The following is a 17,878-nucleotide window of genomic DNA, read 5'->3' as shown; positions in this document are numbered from 1 at the left end:
GGAAGGTCCGCGAGGGCGTTGCGCCAGAAGACGAGGTCGTCGCGGCGGCGTCGGATCCGGGCCGCTTCGCGCGCGCTGCCGAGGTGGATCCGTGCGAGGTCGGTGCCCGGCGCCGCGGCGGCGAACTCGTCGAGGAACTCCACGAACTTGTCGTGGTGCGCGGACAGTTCGGGGCCGGTGTAGCGGTCGGGATTGGCCAGGAAGTGCAGGATCGTCCGCGGCGGTTCTCCGGTCTGATACAGGTTGACCAGGAGATCCTCGACCGGCCCGGAGCTGAGGATGTGGAAGTCCCCGGTCAACTCGCCGAAGCGGATCTTCTGGGGGAAGAACATGACGTTCACCATCGGGCCCGCGAACCGCCGCTGCCCGCGCGATCCGGTGGCGGCGCGAATATCGGCGAGGCCGCACCGCTGGTGGCGCAACGCTCCGACCAGGTCGGATTGGACCCGCCGTACCAGCGTCGCGACCGTGTCTTCCTCGCCGAGTGCGAGCGGAAGCGGCGCGAGGTTGACGAACACCCCGCCGGACCGGCGCAGGACGGCTGTGGTTCGGCCGGACACGGGAACATCGACAAGGACCTCGTCCCGGCCGGTCATCCGGGCGAGATAGCAACCGAACGCGGCGATCACCACCGCGGCCGGGCTCGCGTCGAGCGCTTTCGCGGCGTCCGCGATCCGCCCCACCAGCGCCGTCGGCAGTTCGGCCATCGCGACCACGCTGTCCGCGCGCGGTGGCGCGTAGCCGGTCGCCAGACTGGATTCGTCACCGGCGACATCGGCGAGTTTGTCCACCCAATATGCCTGGTCGTCGGCGAACCGCTTCGACTCCCGATAGGTGCGGTCGGCCTCGTACAGTGTGCGAAGGTCCGCCGCCCGGTTCGGTTCCGGCGGCCGTTCCTCCACGGCGGCCGTGTACAACTCCGCGAGCCGGTTCAACATCGTCATCGCGGCGTAGCCGTCCACCGCGACGTGGTGGGCTCTGCTGTACAACAGGTAATGTCGATCGCCGACCTGCAGAAGCGCCCCCGCCCACAACCGGTCCCGAGCCATATCCAGCGGTGCGGTGTATTCGTCGCGCATCCACTTCAGTGCTGCCGCCATGGGATCGGGTTCGGCACGCGTATCGATTACCGGCCCCGTCGAAGCCAGTGACGGATCGAACAGTTGATGCGGGCTACCGTCCACCTCGACCAGCCGCAAATACCCTGACTGGAACTCGAGACCCGCGCGAATCATCAGCGAACGCAGAAGTTCGGGATCGAGCTCGCCGTGGAACTCGACGTATTGCGCCTCGCATATCGGGACGTCAGGACTCAAGCGTTGCGCCAGCCACAGCCCCCGCTGTCCGGCTGACAGCGGTACAGGCTCTGGTGGCGACACGTCCGGTCCGGTGTTCGATCTCGGGTCGGGGTCGAACTGCGGTCGCTGAACGGTCATCACCTTGCCTCCAGACCCGACCGGAAGATAGTTTAATCCGACCGGTTCGTTCGCGTACACCTAAACCACGATGCAGAGCGGCAAATGGTTGCCGAATTTTCGAAATCGACAGGTTCGGTGCGCGGAACCGCCACAGCGGAGAGGCTTATGCGACGCGGTAGCCGCCGAACTGCACTGCGGTCCGACTCGGTCGATGCTGCCGTTGTAGCGTCAAATGTGCTGTTGTAGCGTCAATTACGTCCGTTGTAGCGTCAATTACGTCCGTTGTAGCGTCAATTACGTCCGTTGTAGCGTCAATTGCGGTGCCGCGCGCGAATCATGGTCTGGAGAGAGGACGGGCGCTCCGTCCTTTATCACTGATGTGTTCTACTCTCGGCGCCGACGAATTTCCCGCATTTCCCGCCGGGTTGCGCGGCGGCTGGGGCGGACGTGACCCCGGTTCCGGTGGAATCGGCCACGGATCGAGCGTCGCTCAGTCGGCAGCCGCGATGGGTTCGGGGATGTCCACCGAAGCGGGGACTGTCGTCTTCCAGCGCGCGTCGACGAGCAAGCCCGCCAGCCCCACCGCGAGGCAAACGCCGGACAGCGCGAGCATCGCCGGATGGGTGCTTCCGGTGAGCGCGTCGCCGAGGATGACGGTCCCGATGGTGCCGGGCAGCACGCCCAGCACCGTGGCGATCAGGTACGGCCAGAAACGGATCGAGGACAAGCCGCAGCAGTAGTTGATCACCGAGAACGGCACCGCCGCGATGAGCCGCAACGAGCCGACCGCCAGCCAGCCCCGCCGGGCGAGACGTTCATCGATCGCGCGCACCGCGGGATGGGTGAGCCGGGCCGCGACCTGGTTGCGGTCCAGCGCGCGGATGAGCAGGATCGCCAGGGCCGCGCTGACGGTCGTCGCGCCCACCGCCAGCGTGATGCCGAGCAGCGGACCGAACAGCAGTCCCGCGCTGACGGTGAACACGGTGCGCGGGATCGGCGCCACCGTCACCAGCGCGTGGACCAGGAAGAACAGCAACGGGAAGACCGGGCCGACGGACGTCGCCCAGTCCTGCACCTGACGCGGCGACGGCAGCGGGACCAGCAGCGCGGCGCCGAACAGCGCCACCGCGCCGACGATCAGCGCGACGATACGCGGGTCACGGATCAGCCTCGTCACGGCCGACAGGTTACCGGTTGGTAGTGGCGGGCAGGGTCAACCGGCTGGGAACACTCCCGCTAGCATCAGTGGAAGCGGGACGAATGCCCGTTAACCGAAGTAGTCGCTGAGCTGGGCGAATGTGAGGGTTCGGGCGCGCACTGGCGGTGCGCCCGTGGTGAGGAAGAGGAACAGCAAGCTATGCCGATTGCTTCTGCTGCCGGGACCGACCCGGTGCCCGAATACGGCGCATGGCGCAAGGGCGTTGCCGGGGTGCTGGCGAAGGCTCGCCGTGTCGACGTGAGCGAACTTCCCGAGGAGCCCGAGCGACTGCTCGATGCGACGACCTATGACGGGCTGACCGTCGCGCCGCTCTACACCCGGCGCGATGAACTGCCGGAGCAGCCCCTGCCGGGAACCTTCCCCTTCGTCCGCGGCCGGGACGCCACGCGCGACGTGCACCGGGGCTGGTTCGTCAGCGCGCGGTTCGCCCAGCGCGACGCCGCGGCGGCCAACCGCGAGATCCTGGCCGGACTGGAGAACGGGATCAGCGCGATCTGGCTCGGTGCGGGCGAGCGCGGCGTGCCGGTGGCGGATCTGCCGACCGCGTTGAGCGGCCTGCTCTTCGAGCTCGCCCCGCTCACGCTGGACGCGGGCGACGAGGTCGCCGCCGCGGCGGCGCAGGTGTTCACCGCGCTGGACGGCTACACCGCTCCCGCGCGCGAGGACATCCTGGTCTCGCTCGGCGCCGCGCCGCTGACCAGCCGCTTCGCCGGTCTCGCCGACATCGGTCTCGCCGAGGCCGTCGCGCTGGCCGGACAAGCGGCCCGGCGGCAGGAGACGGTGCGGGCGATCACCGTGGACGGCACCGTCTTCCACGACGCGGGCGCCTCCGACGCACAAGAGCTCGGCGCGGCCGTCGCCGCTGGCCTGGCCTACCTGCGGTCGCTGACGGAGAGCCTGGACATCGCCGACGCGCTGGGGCAACTGGAGTTCCGGTTCGCGGCCACCGACGACCAGTTCGCCACCATCGCGAAGTTCCGTGCCGCCAGGCAACTCTGGGCGCGGGTCGCGCAGGTCTGCGGCGCACCGGATTTCGGCGGCGCGCCGCAGCACGCGGTCACCTCCGCCGCCATGATGAGTCAGCGCGATCCGTGGGTGAACATGCTGCGCACCACGCTCGCCGCGTTCGGAGCGGGCATCGGCGGCGCCGACACCGTGACCGTGCTGCCGTTCGACGCCGCGTTGCCGCCCGGCGAACTCGGCGTCTCGCAGGCGTTCGCCGACCGCATGGCCCGCAACACCCAGCTGCTGCTGCTCGAGGAATCGCACCTCGGTCACGTGGCCGACCCCGGTGCTGGGTCCTGGTACGTCGAAGACCTCACCGCCGCGCTGGCGGCGAAGGCGTGGGAGTTCCTCCAGGAGATCGAGGCGGCAGGCGGCTACCCCGCCGCGCTGGAGTCCGGTCTGCTCGCCGAGCGCGTCGCGGAGACGAAGGCCGCTCGCGACACCGATGTCGCGCACCGCAAGACCGCCGTCACCGGCGTGAACGAATTCCCGAACCTGGCCGAGCGGCCGCTGTCGGAGGCGGCGCGGCGGACCGGCCGGGTCGCTCGCTACGGCGCCGCGTTCGAGCGGTTGCGCGACCGCTCCGACGCCTACCTCGCCGAACACGGCGCGCGGCCGAAAGCGCTGCTGGTGCCGCTCGGTTCGGTGGCCGAGCACAACGTGCGGGTCACGTTCATCGCGAATCTGCTCGCTTCGGGCGGCATCGAGTCGATCAATCCAGGGCCGCTCACGGTGGAGGGAATCGCCGCGGCGGCCACCGAAGCGGGCGCGCCGATCGCGGTGCTGTGCGGCTCGGACAAGCGCTACGGAACCGAAGCCGGTGCGGCGGTGGAGCAACTGCGCGCCGCGGGCGTGCCCACCGTGTTGCTGGCCGGTGCGGCGAAGGCCGTCGCCGACCTGGACGACGCGCAGCGCCCGGACGGATTCCTCGCCGCGCGCATCGACGCCGTCGCCGCGCTGTCCGGCCTGCTGGAGAAGGTGGGAGCCTGATGACTACTCGTGAGATCAAGCACGTGATCGGCAGTTTCGCCGACGTGCCGCTGGCCGAGAGGGCGCCGGAGCCCGCCGCCGTCGACGCGGCGCAGGTGACGGAGTACGTGCGCGCGGCCGCGGCGGCCAACCGGTACGCCCCCGAGCAGCTGGTGTGGTCGACGCCCGAGGGCATCGACGTGCCGCCGGTGTTCACCAAGGCCGACCGGGACGCGATCGCGGCCGAGGGGTATCCGCTCGACAGCGTGCCCGGCGTCGCGCCGTTCGTACGCGGACCGTACCCCACGATGTACGTCAACCAGCCGTGGACCATCCGCCAGTACGCGGGTTTCTCCACCGCCGCGGACTCCAACGCCTTCTACCGGCGCAACCTGCAGGCGGGCCAGAAGGGTCTGTCGGTCGCGTTCGACCTGGCCACGCACCGCGGCTACGACTCCGATCACCCGCGGGTACAGGGTGACGTCGGCATGGCGGGCGTCGCCATCGACTCGATCCTGGACATGCGCCAGCTGTTCGACCACATCCCGCTGGACCAGGTCAGCGTCTCGATGACGATGAACGGCGCGGTGCTGCCGATCCTCGCGCTGTACGTCGTGGCCGCCGAGGAGCAGGGCGTCGCGCCCGAGCAGCTGGCCGGAACCATTCAGAACGACATTCTGAAGGAGTTCATGGTCCGCAACACCTATATCTACCCGCCGAAGCCATCGATGCGGATCATCTCCGACATCTTCGCCTACACCAGCGCGAAGATGCCGAAGTTCAACTCGATCTCCATCTCCGGCTACCACATCCAGGAGGCCGGTGCGACCGCCGACCTGGAGCTGGCCTACACCCTCGCCGACGGGGTCGAGTACATCCGGGCCGGCATCGACGCGGGCATGGAGGTCGACGAGTTCGCGCCGCGGCTGTCGTTCTTCTGGGCCATCGGCATGAACTTCTTCATGGAGGTCGCCAAGCTGCGCGCCGGGCGCCTGCTGTGGAGCGAGCTGGTCGCGAAGTTCGACCCGAAGAACGCGAAATCGCTGTCGCTGCGCACCCATTCGCAGACCTCCGGCTGGTCGCTCACCGCGCAGGACGCCTACAACAACGTCGCGCGCACCTGCATCGAGGCGATGGCCGCCACCCAGGGCCACACCCAGTCGCTGCACACCAACGCGCTCGACGAGGCGCTGGCGCTGCCCACGGATTTCTCCGCCCGCATCGCCCGCAACACCCAGCTGCTGATCCAGCAGGAGTCCAACACCACCCGCCCGATCGACCCGTGGGGCGGCTCGTACTACGTGGAATGGCTGACCCACCAGCTGGCCAACCGTGCCCGCGCGCACATCGCGGAGGTCGAGGCGCACGGCGGCATGGCGCAGGCGATCGGCGAGGGCATCCCGAAGCTGCGCATCGAGGAAGCCGCGGCGCGCACCCAGGCGCGCATCGACACCGGGCAGCAGCCGGTGATCGGCGTCAACAAGTACCAGGTCGAAGAGGATCAGCAGGTCGAGGTCCTCAAGGTCGAGAACTCGCGGGTGCGCGCCGAGCAGATCGAGAAGCTGCGCCGCCTGCGCGCCGAGCGCGACCCCGACGCCGTGCGGCGGGCGCTGGCCGAATTGACCCGCGCCGCGGGCTCTTCCGAGGGCGGCATGGCGAACAACCTGCTCGCGCTGGCCATCGACGCCGCGCGGGCCAAGGCCACCGTCGGCGAGATCTCCGATGCGCTGGAACAGGTGTACGGCCGCCACCAGGCGGAGATCCGTACCCTCTCCGGTGTGTACCGCGACGAGGCAGGGAAGGTCACCAACATCACCAAGGCGAGCGAGCTGGTCGAGGAATTCGCCGAGGCCGAGGGGCGCAGGCCTCGCATCCTCGTCGCGAAGATGGGTCAGGACGGCCACGACCGGGGACAGAAGGTGATCGCCACGGCCTTCGCCGACCTCGGCTTCGACGTCGACGTGGGCCCGCTGTTCCAGACCCCGGAAGAGGTGGCGCAGCAGGCGGCCGACAACGACGTGCACGTGGTCGGTGTGTCGTCGCTGGCGGCGGGCCACCTCACGCTGGTGCCCGCCCTGCGGCAGGCACTGGCCGATGTCGGGCGTCCCGACATCATGGTCATCGTCGGCGGCGTCATCCCGCCCGGTGACTTCGCCGAGCTGTACCAGGCGGGCGCGGCGGCGATCTTCCCGCCCGGCACGGTGATCGCGGACGCGGCGATCGACCTGCTCAAGAAGCTCGGCGCCGAACTCGGTCACGAACTCGGCAGCGGCGCCGCGGATTCCGCCGCGACGGAATGAGCGAAGCGGGTTCCCCGGCGCGCGACACCCCGAAGGGGGCCGCGCGCCGGGCGATCGACGTCGACGCCCTCGCCACCGCGGTCCGCGCCAACGAGCGGGCCGCTTTGGCGCGGGCGATCACCTTGGTGGAATCCACCAGGGCCGATCACCGCGCGCTGGCGCAGCAGCTGCTGCTGAAGGTGACGCCCGAGGCGGGTGCGGGGGGCGCGCCGTCCAACCGAGTCGGCATCACCGGCGTTCCCGGCGTCGGCAAGTCGACTTTCATCGACGCGCTCGGGATGTATCTGATCGAGCGGGGGCACCGGGTCGCGGTGCTCGCGGTCGATCCGTCCTCGACCAGGACCGGCGGTTCCATCCTCGGTGACAAGACCAGGATGGCGCGGCTGTCGGTGCAGCGCGACGCCTACATCCGGCCTTCCCCGACGGCGGGCACGCTGGGCGGCGTCGCCAAGGCGACCCGCGAGACCATCGTGCTGCTCGAGGCGGCGGGTTACGACGTGATCCTGGTGGAGACCGTCGGGGTGGGGCAGTCGGAGGTCACCGTCGCGAACATGGTCGACGTGTTCTGCTTCCTGACTCTGGCCAGGACCGGCGACCAGCTGCAAGGCATCAAGAAGGGCGTGCTCGAACTCGCCGACCTGGTCGCGGTGAACAAGGCCGACGGCAAGCACGAGGTCGAGGCCAGATCCGCGGCCCGGGAACTGGCGGGCGCGCTGCGCCTGATCCACCCGCACGACGCGCTGTGGCGGCCCCCGGTGCTCACCATGAGTGGCTTGGAAGGCATCGGCCTGGACCGGTTCTGGGACACGGTGCTGGAACATCGCCGCGTGCTCACCGACGCCGGTGAGTTCGACGAGAAGCGTCGCCGCCAGCAGGTGGACTGGACCTGGACCATGGTGCACGACCAGCTGCTGCGCAGGCTCGCGGACAACCCGGACGTGAAAGCCATTCGGGCACAAGTGGAAAAGCAGGTGCGCGACGGCACCCTCACGGCCGCGCTCGCGGCCGAGGAACTGCTGAACGCCTTCGACGGCCGCTGACCCGGCGGGACCCCGTTCCGGCCTACCGCGACGAGGGTCGACGGCCGTTCAGTCGAATCCGCGCCACCAAGGCGCGATGGTCCGCGCCGGGGAGCCCCACGGTCTGCGCCGCGACCGCGCTACCGCCGGCGACGAGAATGTGGTCGATGCCGACCAGCGGAGGCCACCGCTTGTCGGTCGGATAGGTGACCAGATGTCCGGCGCCCGCCTGCTCGGCGCCATCGCCGAAGCGGCCGGACAGCATCGCGCGGAACTGCCGATGGTCGTAGGTCGCGTTGAAATCGCCGCCCGCGATCGCCGGTCGATCGGCGGGCGATCAGTCGAGAATCGCTCGCAGGCGGGACAATTCGTCGGCCCAGACCAGGGTGCCGTACACCGGTGGGACCGGATGGAAGGCGTACACCGCGACCGGACCGAGGCCGGGAACGTCGGCGGTCGCCGACAGTTGGGTCAGCACGAACCCGTCGTACTCCACGGTTTCCGTCAGGGGGTAGCTGCTCCATATTCCCGTCCCGGTCGCGGTTCTGCCGGGGGAGACGCGCCGTTCAGACGCCGTAGGTGAGGACCGCTGCGGGCAGGTGCGCTCGGGCTGATTCCCGCACGGCCCAGCGGCTCACGGTCATGGCGACCCGAGCCGGTCGACACCGGTCAGTCGAGGCCGAACAGCGCCGCCGCGTTGTGGTGGCAGACCTGGCGTAACCAGTCGTCACCGAGATCGAGCCGTTCGAGCGCCTCGATCGAATGACCGTAGGGATGCGGGATGTTGGGAAAGTCGCTACCGAACAGGATGCGGTCGGCGAAGGCTCGCAGCCTGCCGTGCTCGTGCACCGGAAACGGGGCGTCGGCCTCGGAGAAATCGGTCCACACCATGGTGGTGTCCAGCCGCACCTCGGCGTACTTCTCGGCCAGATCGAGGAATTCGGAGTACTCCGGCGTGCCCATGTGCGCGACGATCAGGCGCAGGCGCGGAAAACGGCGCAGCACACCGGCGATCGGTTCCGGCCCGGTGTGCGTTCCCGGCGCGGGGCCGGAGCCGCAATGGATGACGATCGGGACGCGCGCGTCCTCCAGCAGGCCCCACACCGGGTCCAGCAGCGGATCGCCCGGATGGTAGCCGCCGACTTGAACGTGTGCTTTGAAGACGCGGGCGCCGTGCTCGACGGCCTCCCGCACATAGCTCGCCGCCCGCGGTTCGGGAAAGAAGGTGGCGGTGTGCAGGCAATCGGGCGTGCGTGCCGCGAAGTCGGCGGTCCATGCGTTCAGCCACGCGGCCATGTCCGGCTTGTGCGGGTAGACGAGCGCGGTGAACGCGCGAACCCCGAAGCCGCGCAGCGTCTTCAGGCGGACCTGCTCGTCGGCGCGGTAGGTGATCGGCCAACTCCGGCCGATCAGGGGGCCCGCCGAGTCGAAGTACGCCCACACCTTCCGCATGACCTGGTCGGGCATGAAATGCGTATGGACGTCGATGATTCCGGGCAGCCTGAGCCGGTCGCACAAGGCGGACAGATAAGTCGTGTCGTCGGCGGCGCTCATCGGACCTCCTGCGGCGCGGGCGGATGCACCGTGCGGGCGAGGTCGCCGACCCGGCTGATCAGTCGCTCGAAGAACACCTCGGGGTCGGTGCCCACGACGATGTCGGCATTCGGTTCCCGGCCCCACATGCCCGCCCAGTCGGCCACCGTGGTCGCGCGGGTGATGGTGCCCGCCAATTCCACGTCCACCGTCGCGGGTCGAGTGCGGGCCAGCGCCGGGTCCAGCGCCACCGCGGCCGCGAACGGGTCGTGCATATGGGCCAGATAGCCCAGGTCGTAGCCGTGGTGGAAATCGAAGTAGAAACGCACCGCGTCGGTGACGTGCCGGACGATCGGGTTGCTCGCCGCCGAACGGGCCGCGGGCGGGTCGGCGGGCGAGACGACCTCCACCGGATAGCTCTTCGCGCGTTCGGCCAGGCGGACCAGGTGCTCGGGCCGCATCTCGATGGTCTCGGTGATGTCGAGCGCGCACACGATCGGCCTGCGCTGTGGGGGCGCGGCGGCGAAGGCGTCGAAGACCTCCTTGGCGGCCTCCGGGTCGACGTGCACGTTCCACTCGTTGGTCGGTGTCGTGTTGCCCGGATGGTTGAACGCGCCGCCCATGATCACCAGGCGGTCCAGCAACAGCGGCAGCCGCGGTTCGATCCGCAAGGCGAGGGCGAGGTTGGTCAGCGGCCCGGTGCACAGTCCGACGATCTCGCCGGGATGCGCGCGCGCCAGCTCCGCCCACATCCGCGCGGCCGATCGCGGCGAGAGACGGCGAGCCGACGGCGGAAGTTCGGCGTACCCGATGCCCTGGGGTCCGTGCGTGTCCTCGGTGGTGCGCAGCGGGATCGCGAGCGGTTCGGCCGCGCCGAGCGCGACCTCGATGTCCGGCGCGTGGCAGACGTCCAGCCACGCCAGATTGTTCGCCGCCACCTGCGCCGCCGCGACGTTGCCCGCGGTGGCGGCGATCCCGGTGATCTCGGCCTCGGGGGAGCCGAGCAGGTACAGCAGCGCGAGCGAGTCGTCGATGCCGGTGTCGACGTCCAGGATGATCTTCTGCCGCACGGCACGAGACTAGCGAGCGGGGGCGCCGGTGCGACCGCCGAGGTGCCGATAGCCCGGTGATCGCAGGTGGTAGCACATACGTCTAGTACGTATGTCTAAGACGTTGTAGCCTCGGTGCATGGGAAATCGCGAGGATCTGCTGGCGGGAGCACGGAAAGTCATCATCGAGCGGGGCATCGCCAAGGCGACCGCCCGCGACATCGCCTCGGCGGCCGGGGTGAGCCTGGCGGCGATCGGGTACCACTTCGGCTCCAAGGACCAGTTGATCACCGAGGCGCTGGCCGACTCGCTCGGCACCGCGATCGGCGACAGCATGGAGCAGAAGATTCGCGAGGGCGTCGGCGTCGCGCCGCTGGCGGCGTTCACCGCGCTGTGGAACGGCATGCCCGCGGTGTTCACCGAGAACCGCGACAGCATGCTGGCGAGCATGGAGAACCTGGTTCGCGTCGCCCGCTCGCCGGAGTCGCAGAAGTTCTTCGCCCAGAGCCTGCCGGGGGCCTACCGGGAGATGGCGGACGCGCTACGGCAGACGCACCCACAGCTGAGCGAGGACCAGGCCGAGGCGATCGCTGAGCTGTATTTCGTGCTCGTCCAGGGGCTCGGCGTGCTGCAAACCATCGCGCCGGAGGCGGACCTCCCGGACGGCGACCGCCTGGCACAGGCGGTCGCCGCACTGGCGGGAGGTGAGGGCTAGTGTGCCGCGCCTGAAATCCGTTTATCAATCGTAGGATTCGGTGGAGGCAAGACGGGGCGGCCGAGGTCGGGCCGGATTTGGTGGTAACCGAGGCGCAGCGGCGGGAGTTGGTGCGGGGTGCGCGGGCGGCGACGTCGACTCAGGCGTATGCGTTGCGGTGCCGGATCGTGCTGGGTGTGCGGAGCCGGGTGCGGCGAACGCGCATGTCGCCGCTGCGGTAGGTATCACGCCGATGACTGTGGCGAAGTGGCGGCGCCGATTCATCGAGCACGGTCTGGCCGGTCTGGCCGGTGAGCCACGCCCAGGTCGGCCGCCGTTGATACTGCTGGATCGGGTGGAGCAGGTAGTGGCGTTGACGTTGGAGTGGACTCCGCGTGATGTCACGCATTGTTCGCGGGCGTCGATGGCCGAGCGGACCGGGGTGTCGAAATCGCCGATCGGGCGGATCTGGCGGCGGTTCGATCTGAAACCGCGCCTGGTCGACGGATTCAAACTGTCGGCCGACCCGCTGTTCGTGGAGAAAGTCGTGGATGTGGTCGGCTTGTACCGCAGCCCGCCGGAGCGAGCCGTTGTCCTGTGCGTGGACGAGAAATCGCAGATGCAGACCCTGGATCGTTCACAACCGGTGTTGCCGATGATGCCGGGCATGCCCGAGCGTCGCATCCACGACTACGCTCGCCACGGCACCACGAACCTGTTCGCGGCATTCACCATCGCCGATGGCACCGTGATCGGGGAATTGCACCGCCGCCATCGTGCCGCCGAGTTCAAGAAGTTCCTGGTCTCGATCGACAAGTCGGTACCCGCCGACTTGGCCGTTCATTTGGTCTGCGACAACCTGGCGACCCACAAGACCCCGATCGTCAACGAATGGCTCGCGCGTCACCTCCGGTTCCATGTGCACTTCACCCCGGCCGGCTCGTCCTGGCTCAACCAGGTTGAACGCTGGTTCGGCTACCTCACCGATCAGGTCACCCGACATGGGGTTCACAAAACATCGCCGCCTACGCGGTTGGATCATGTGCGGCGGCGCATAGTGCGAGGTGGTCGATGTAATCACCTGCTGTAGCGGTCGCCGCCCAAGTCATCACTATCAGAGTCATGGGGCATCGCTTCTGGGTGGAGCGCGCGCAGCGCGTAGTCCTTTGCCTCGCCAACCGACCACACCGGGGTTTGGACGCGAGGCGTCGGCAAGTGCCTCAGCATGATCGGTGCGAGGACCTCCGGGTGTGTTTGTTGTAAGGCTTCTACAGCGTTGACTATCGCATCGAGACTTTTCGCAGAATAGACCGGGCTGAACGGGTCACCGTCCGGGATTTGTAAAGGCCAGTCATACTTCACGAGTGGCGGAACATCCTTAAGAGTGTTGCGAACCTGGGCTTGACCTCTCATCATGTCGATGAAGTAGGCGTCCTCGGCTACCAGGAATGTCGGAATCATGTGGAGGGTGACTCCATCGGCATACTGCTCGATCTGCTTGCCGTTGGACGATAGAAGCCCGGTTTCGTACACCTCGAGTTCAACAATGAAACTGTCTTTATGATCACCCGGGTTATGTAGTTCGATGAGCACTTCGGCGAATCCGACGTATGCGTGATCCGACGTGTTGAAGTCGATCCGAGTATCAATCTTGACATGGACAGAAACCGGTCCGCTACCTTTGTCCACGAAGATGCGACCAACTTCAAGGCTCGGTTTCTGGGCGTCGAGGGCGGTGGCATCTGCCGATGTATGAGTGTCGGTCTGTACGACTTCGAACAATTTCGCATCCGGAACGGAGAAGATTTGATCGAAATGTTTAACAGGAAACATTTCAGATGCAGTGGGGTGGATACCAGGAAGGTCCCATGTATCGAACTGGCACACATTCAGGTCGAGTTCTGCCGGTTCCGTGGCGACCCTTGCGATATTTAGATTAATTCTATAACCGAGCTGGGCGAGGGACATATCCATCCGCCGCGCCATTGGAATCCGGAACTGCTTGTGGAACAACTGTGACCATCGCGTTGCCTTGTAATTTTTTCCGACCGCTCCGGCTGCACTTGCAATAAGTGGAGAGTTTATCGTTATCTCCTCTGGAGTAGTCCATTGCCATCCCCAAGCGCTGACGCTCTCGAAATCGCGTAGCTTACAAAATTGCGATCGACTGGGGCTCTCGCACAACTCGCTCAGTTCGGTATGAAGATTCCGCAGATTGTTTATTCCGATCCGTGACTTCATTTCGTTTACCATCCGCTGGAGGTCGAACTCAGCCTTCGCTCTCGCCGCCTCGACATCCGTGACGTACTGCGCCGGGGTATCGAAAGGTCCTCCTCCTATATTTCCACCGGCATCTGCGGTAGCCGGTACCGGATATTGGACGTCAAGTGTTGTTGCCCCTGTGGCCAAATCTGCAACCCCCAACGCTATCCGTCCACGAAGGTCCTTGGGATACCAGAAGTAATAGGGATGGCAAATATATCCGTCATCGCGAATCTGCAGTTCAACAGGCGTTATCAGAAGCATCCTTTCCCACGTGGTTATGAATACGCTCAACCCTTCGGTCAACTTCCGAAGGCGTGCATGCAGTTGGGTCCCAGTCGAACGATAGGCGGGTTCCACGACAGCGAATCCAGCAAGCAGTTCACGTAATCCTGTTGCAACCAAATCGACAAAATGACCCGGGTCCCAGATCCGTTGGAGCTCTGCGGTAGGCGCTGGAAATCCGCTGACCGTCCGCATCACACTTGCGTATTGGAACCAATGTTCCGACAACGCCCAAGAAGGACGCCAGCCCTGTACTTTATGAGACTCCATTACAAACGGTACGTGCCCTGCGGTTGTCGTTCGAGGGCCAAAGCCCAAGTCCTCCCCCCAGACCAGCATGTCGGATAGCGCACTCGCCAGCTCCCTAACCGCGTCGGCGGCCTGTCTGAAATGCTCTGGAGACCGGCTCGTCCTCAATGCATCTGTAGCCTCGCTACAAGCGACGACAGACCTTTTCCACTGGGTCCGACGATGAATTTTTCCTTCCTCGGACTCCTCGCCGAGCCGTTTGACGATGATTTTTACATTCTTGTCGATCTCGGCGAGCTGAAGCTTCATCTGCGCTGCCTCGTCTTCAATCAGCCCGAAGGCTTTGAGTAGAGTCTTCGCCGAATCGAACAGCCCCACACCCGCCGTAAACACACCCGCGAACCCGACAGCCGTCTCGATTGTGTTTCGCAGCCCTATTACGTTCCCGGCCGACATTTTGAAGTCTCGCCCGATTCGGTCGTAAATATCGAATTGTGTCATCTCGGTCACCTCCGGTTCAAGAATCGTTACGCTAACGCTCACCCAGCCCCTGTTTGGTCTTTTTTTGCTGATTGCGATGGCCGATTGTTGGGAGAGCTGCGAAGTTGAAGTCGCACGACGGTTCTATTCTATCCTCCCTCTCATTGCCCTAAAGGGTCAGTGGCGGGACGTCGAGGATGCGACGCTGGAATTTTTGCGAAGTTGCGAGTCTGGGGGCCAAGTCCGGCGGGTTACGCCGAGTGCCGCACGAGAGTAATCAGCGTGTGCTGTGCGGTGTTGCCACATGGCGGCCTGGAGGCATGCTCTCTTGGAGGAAGGCGGCGAGCATGATACAGCAGACAGTTGGTCGCCGCGTCTTCCACGGGCAACAACGTTTTTGTCGACTACCTGTTCGAGCAGGTTGGGCTAGTAAAGTGGGGAGCACACCGCTCCGCCGACATGGTCGAGATCAAATCGGCTCAATGGGAAGAGCCCCAGCTCACAATTGACAAACACGGCGTATGCCACAGCTGGGGCGTGTAGCCGAAGTAGCGCTGCGGCGCGAGGACCTGACCGATGCCCAACGGCTCGAACCGCTCCTACCTGCCCCGAAACGATCCGGCCGACCTCGAGCTGGACTCGACGCCGACTCCGCGTAGGAATCCGCCGGAGAATTCGGGGCCCCATGCCCGCGACGTGACATCCCGCCGCAGTACGGATCGGCATGCGATCTATGCACTGTTCCGCTGTTGGACCTGTGCCAGGGGGTGGGTAGCGGTCTGCCGTATCCAGGAGAGCTGTCGGCGCGGATAACGAGCGCGGCAACACACCATCGTCCTCAACCGGGACGCCGCCAGGGATTCCGCGGCGCCCCCGGCGGGACGACTCAGTGCGCGGGCAGTGGCCAGGCCGGACGGTCCCCGCCGTAGGCGGGCGCGGGCCAGGCGTAGTCCGGGTATTCGGCGAGCACAGGCGGCGCGGTGACGACCTGTCCGTGCCGTACCCCCAGCGCCGCGTTCGGCTGCGCGGCCCCCGCGTGACGCGGTGTGCGGTCCGGCGCGCCGAGCAGCCACGACGCGGTGCGGGCCAGGGCCACGCGCACGTCCCGTCCGACGCCGTCGTCGCTGCGGGCGACCAAGGCGTCGATCACACCGGCGGCGAGCAGATAACCCGACGCGTGGTCGAGCGCCTGCGCGGGCAGCGCGCCGGGCACCGACGGCGCGCCCTCCAGGATCGAGATGCCGGACGCGGCCTGCACGATGCTGTCGAAGCCACGCCGCTCACCCCACGGACCGGATTCACCCCACGCGGACACCCGCCCGTGGATCAACCCGGCGCGGGCGGCTGCCCGCACCCCGGCGCGTTCCAGCGCGCCCGGCCGGTATCCGGTGATCAGCACATCGGCGGCGGCGACGAGCTCATCGATGCCGTCGATGCGCAGATCGACCAATGTCGAGCGCTTGCCCTGGCCGGTGTCGGCGAATTGCCAGGGGATCTCGGGCAGTTGCGGCGGGTCGACCCGCAAGACCTCCGCGCCGAGCAAGGCCAGCGCCCGCGTGGCGACCGGGCCCGCGATCACCCTGGTCAGATCGAGCACGCGCAATCCGCGCAGTGGCTGCAAAGGCGTGCCGCCCGCAGGTAATCCGGCTTCACCGCGGTCGGCGCGCCGGTCGATCGCGACCAACGGGCCCGCCGCCGCTGCCTGTCCCTCCGGGCTCGCCGTCCATTCCTGCTCGGTGCGGACCCGGACGGCGATCGCGCCCTGCGCGGCGGCCAGCTCCTCCAGGTCGGAGGCCCGGATCATGGCCATCTGGGCCACGGCCAGGTCGACGGGCGCCGAGTCGGGCAGTCCGAGCGCGGCGAACAGCCGAGCCCGGTGATGGGGATAGTTGGCGTGCGTGCGAACCCATCCGTCGAAAGTGGGGAAGAAGCCGGAGAGGTCGGCGAACGGTGTCGGCACCCGGCCGCCGATGCGCAACAGACGCTCGCTGGAAAAGGACGCGGTGATGCGGTCCGGGTCGATGCGATGGGCCACCGGGTCAAGACCGCGTGCGGCGCGCATGCGGTCGGCCGCTGCGATGAGCGCCGCGACCGAACCGGCGGCGAGCGCCCACACCGGCAATGTCGCGGCGAGATTGCTACCCGGATCGGGCGCGGGGGAGATCCGCGAGGCGGTGACACCGATACCGGCCTCGTAGTCCTGGACGAGCCGTGCGTGCGTGTTCACTCGCTTCAGCCTAGTTGCCGCCGCGGCGAACTCGGACGCCGTGGTCGCCGCGGCGGCGGCCGGTGCGGACCTCGGCGGCCGCGTCGTGGCGCCGTTCGGTGGCGCCACCTGCGACGATCCGTTTCGGACTGCGGCGCGGCTCGCGCGCGGGCGCGTAGCGACTCGATGCGGTGGTGCGGTCGGCGACCGGATGGCGCGCTCGTCCCGGTCCGGATCGCCAGGGCGCTCGGCCGGTGACCGCCGGATCGCCCACCGGCGCCGCCGAGATAGCGGACGAAATGCTGACGGGCGCGGCGTCCGCAGGATGCTTGCCGAGTCCCGCGCGGTGGCGGGGAGCCGGACCGGTGTTCGGCGCTACCCCCCGGCGAAAGCGACTGTGCCAGCGGATTTCTCGCCAGTGAGGATAGTGGCGCGCGCCGAACCGGAGGCTTCGGCCAGGATGTCCCCCATGCTGCAAGCAGCACCCGGCGCGGTGCCGCCGCGCCGATCCGACGACTCGCCCGTGGCGTGCGGGCAGCGGGGCAGAGGACGGCCGGTCGCGGCGCGGCGGTCGTAGGTGAGGTCGACGATGACGAACGTCTACGCCGGAAGTGCGGAATACACGGTCCCGGCGATCAGGAAGAAGTCGGGTTCTCCCGCGCGGGAGCGAGTTCCGGTCTTCGGCATCGACCTGCGACCGCGCGCGGCTCTGCTGCCGGACCGGGTTCGCACCGCGCCCATCACCCTCGACTACGAACTGATGGCCGTGCAGGACGCGCAGAACGCCGGATACCTCCGGGAGATCCAGGACCTCGCCGCCGAGCGGGCGGCGCTCGGGACCGCCGGTCACGACCAGGCGACGCGATTGCGCGTGCGGCAGCTCGAGGCGGCGCTCGCGGCGGCGGCGACGGACGCGGTGGCGGCGGGAGTCACCGCGCAGGACGTCGATCGCGCGCGGGAGTACGGCCGCGCCGGCGCCTACTGGGCCGACCACCCCGCGCACCGCTACCTGGGCCGGATCGCTCAGCTGACCGACGAAATGAGTGCCCGCCTGGCGGAATTGGCCGACTACCGCAAGCGGATCGCCGAACTCGAACGGCTCCTCGCCCAGACCGGCCGCTCCGAGGTCTGAGCCGCCCGCTGCCGCGGACGCCGCATCCGTGCGAGAGATCTTTCGGACCGCCCGCGTG

At 67.5% G+C, this 17,878-nt stretch carries 13 protein-coding genes and 1 pseudogene; 6 read left to right on the top strand and 8 right to left on the bottom strand.

Features of this window, described 5'->3' with window-relative positions; all coding sequences use genetic code 11:
- Positions 1–1,496: condensation domain-containing protein (locus NB3_RS09255; RefSeq protein ID WP_157111656.1), on the bottom strand; the 1,496-nt coding region annotated here is incomplete at its 3' end.
- Positions 1,497–1,908: 412 nt separating this feature from the next.
- Entirely contained in the window at positions 1,909–2,595 is a 687-nt protein-coding gene (locus tag NB3_RS09250; RefSeq protein WP_067799498.1) for a TVP38/TMEM64 family protein, read from the bottom strand.
- Positions 2,596–2,775: 180 nt separating this feature from the next.
- On the opposite strand from NB3_RS09250, the gene NB3_RS09245 reads away from it, so the two are divergent.
- Genes NB3_RS09245 through meaB form a run of 3 tightly spaced genes read left to right on the top strand, consistent with a single transcriptional unit; the run spans position 2,776 to position 7,951 of the window.
- A complete protein-coding gene (locus tag NB3_RS09245) occupies positions 2,776–4,632 on the top strand; it encodes a methylmalonyl-CoA mutase family protein (RefSeq protein WP_067799495.1) in 1,857 nt (618 codons plus the stop codon).
- Entirely contained in the window at positions 4,632–6,911 is a 2,280-nt protein-coding gene (scpA, locus tag NB3_RS09240) for a methylmalonyl-CoA mutase (protein WP_067799492.1), read from the top strand. Before NB3_RS09245 ends, scpA begins: the two co-directional genes overlap by 1 nt.
- Positions 6,908–7,951 carry a methylmalonyl Co-A mutase-associated GTPase MeaB gene (gene meaB, locus NB3_RS09235; protein WP_067799488.1) on the top strand — a complete coding sequence of 348 codons (1,044 nt, stop codon included), beginning with the start codon at positions 6,908–6,910 and terminating at the stop codon, positions 7,949–7,951. Before scpA ends, meaB begins: the two co-directional genes overlap by 4 nt.
- Positions 7,952–7,973: 22 nt before the next feature.
- Here the strand turns inward: meaB and NB3_RS36115 are convergent.
- From NB3_RS36115 to NB3_RS09220, 4 genes and pseudogenes are all read right to left on the bottom strand, one after another.
- Positions 7,974–8,252: pseudogene (locus NB3_RS36115) on the bottom strand (endonuclease/exonuclease/phosphatase family protein); the annotation flags it as partial.
- 15 nt (positions 8,253–8,267) lie between these two features.
- The gene (locus NB3_RS36110) at positions 8,268–8,408 is read right to left on the bottom strand and encodes a hypothetical protein (RefSeq protein ID WP_244891820.1); all 141 of its coding nucleotides are present in this window, start codon (positions 8,406–8,408) and stop codon (positions 8,268–8,270) included.
- Between the two features lie 191 nt (positions 8,409–8,599).
- Positions 8,600–9,484: an amidohydrolase family protein gene (locus NB3_RS09225; RefSeq protein ID WP_067799483.1), complete on the bottom strand. Its 885-nt coding sequence runs from the start codon at positions 9,482–9,484 to the stop codon at positions 8,600–8,602.
- Complete coding sequence (locus NB3_RS09220) at positions 9,481–10,533, bottom strand: nucleoside hydrolase (RefSeq protein WP_067799480.1); 1,053 nt, start codon at positions 10,531–10,533, stop codon at positions 9,481–9,483. Before NB3_RS09220 ends, NB3_RS09225 begins: the two co-directional genes overlap by 4 nt.
- Before the next feature lie 118 nt (positions 10,534–10,651).
- Between NB3_RS09220 and NB3_RS09215 the strand changes: the two genes are divergently transcribed.
- Entirely contained in the window at positions 10,652–11,227 is a 576-nt protein-coding gene (locus tag NB3_RS09215) for a TetR/AcrR family transcriptional regulator (protein WP_067799478.1), read from the top strand.
- A 40-nt stretch (positions 11,228–11,267) separates the two neighbouring features.
- Positions 11,268–12,296: an IS630 family transposase gene (locus NB3_RS09210; protein ID WP_307694044.1), complete on the top strand. Its 1,029-nt coding sequence runs from the start codon at positions 11,268–11,270 to the stop codon at positions 12,294–12,296.
- On the opposite strand, the gene NB3_RS34925 is transcribed toward NB3_RS09210, so the two are convergent.
- Positions 12,284–14,503 carry a hypothetical protein gene (locus NB3_RS34925; RefSeq protein ID WP_157111654.1) on the bottom strand — a complete coding sequence of 740 codons (2,220 nt, stop codon included), beginning with the start codon at positions 14,501–14,503 and terminating at the stop codon, positions 12,284–12,286. The two genes, NB3_RS09210 and NB3_RS34925, sit on opposite strands and share 13 nt — an antisense overlap.
- A gap of 865 nt (positions 14,504–15,368) precedes the next feature.
- The gene (locus NB3_RS09200; protein ID WP_174553179.1) at positions 15,369–16,709 is read right to left on the bottom strand and encodes a CoA transferase; all 1,341 of its coding nucleotides are present in this window, start codon (positions 16,707–16,709) and stop codon (positions 15,369–15,371) included.
- Positions 16,710–17,277: 568 nt separating this feature from the next.
- Between NB3_RS09200 and NB3_RS09190 the strand changes: the two genes are divergently transcribed.
- Complete coding sequence (locus NB3_RS09190) at positions 17,278–17,820, top strand: hypothetical protein (protein ID WP_067799472.1); 543 nt, start codon at positions 17,278–17,280, stop codon at positions 17,818–17,820.
- Positions 17,821–17,878 lie beyond the last annotated feature (58 nt).

Origin of the sequence: Nocardia beijingensis NBRC 16342, from assembly GCF_001612785.1 — a bacterium.
Taxonomy (GTDB): Bacteria; Actinomycetota; Actinomycetes; order Mycobacteriales; family Mycobacteriaceae; genus Nocardia; species Nocardia beijingensis.
The sequence above is the reverse complement of the archived record's forward strand: the minus strand, read 5'-3'. Positions and strand labels throughout refer to the sequence as shown.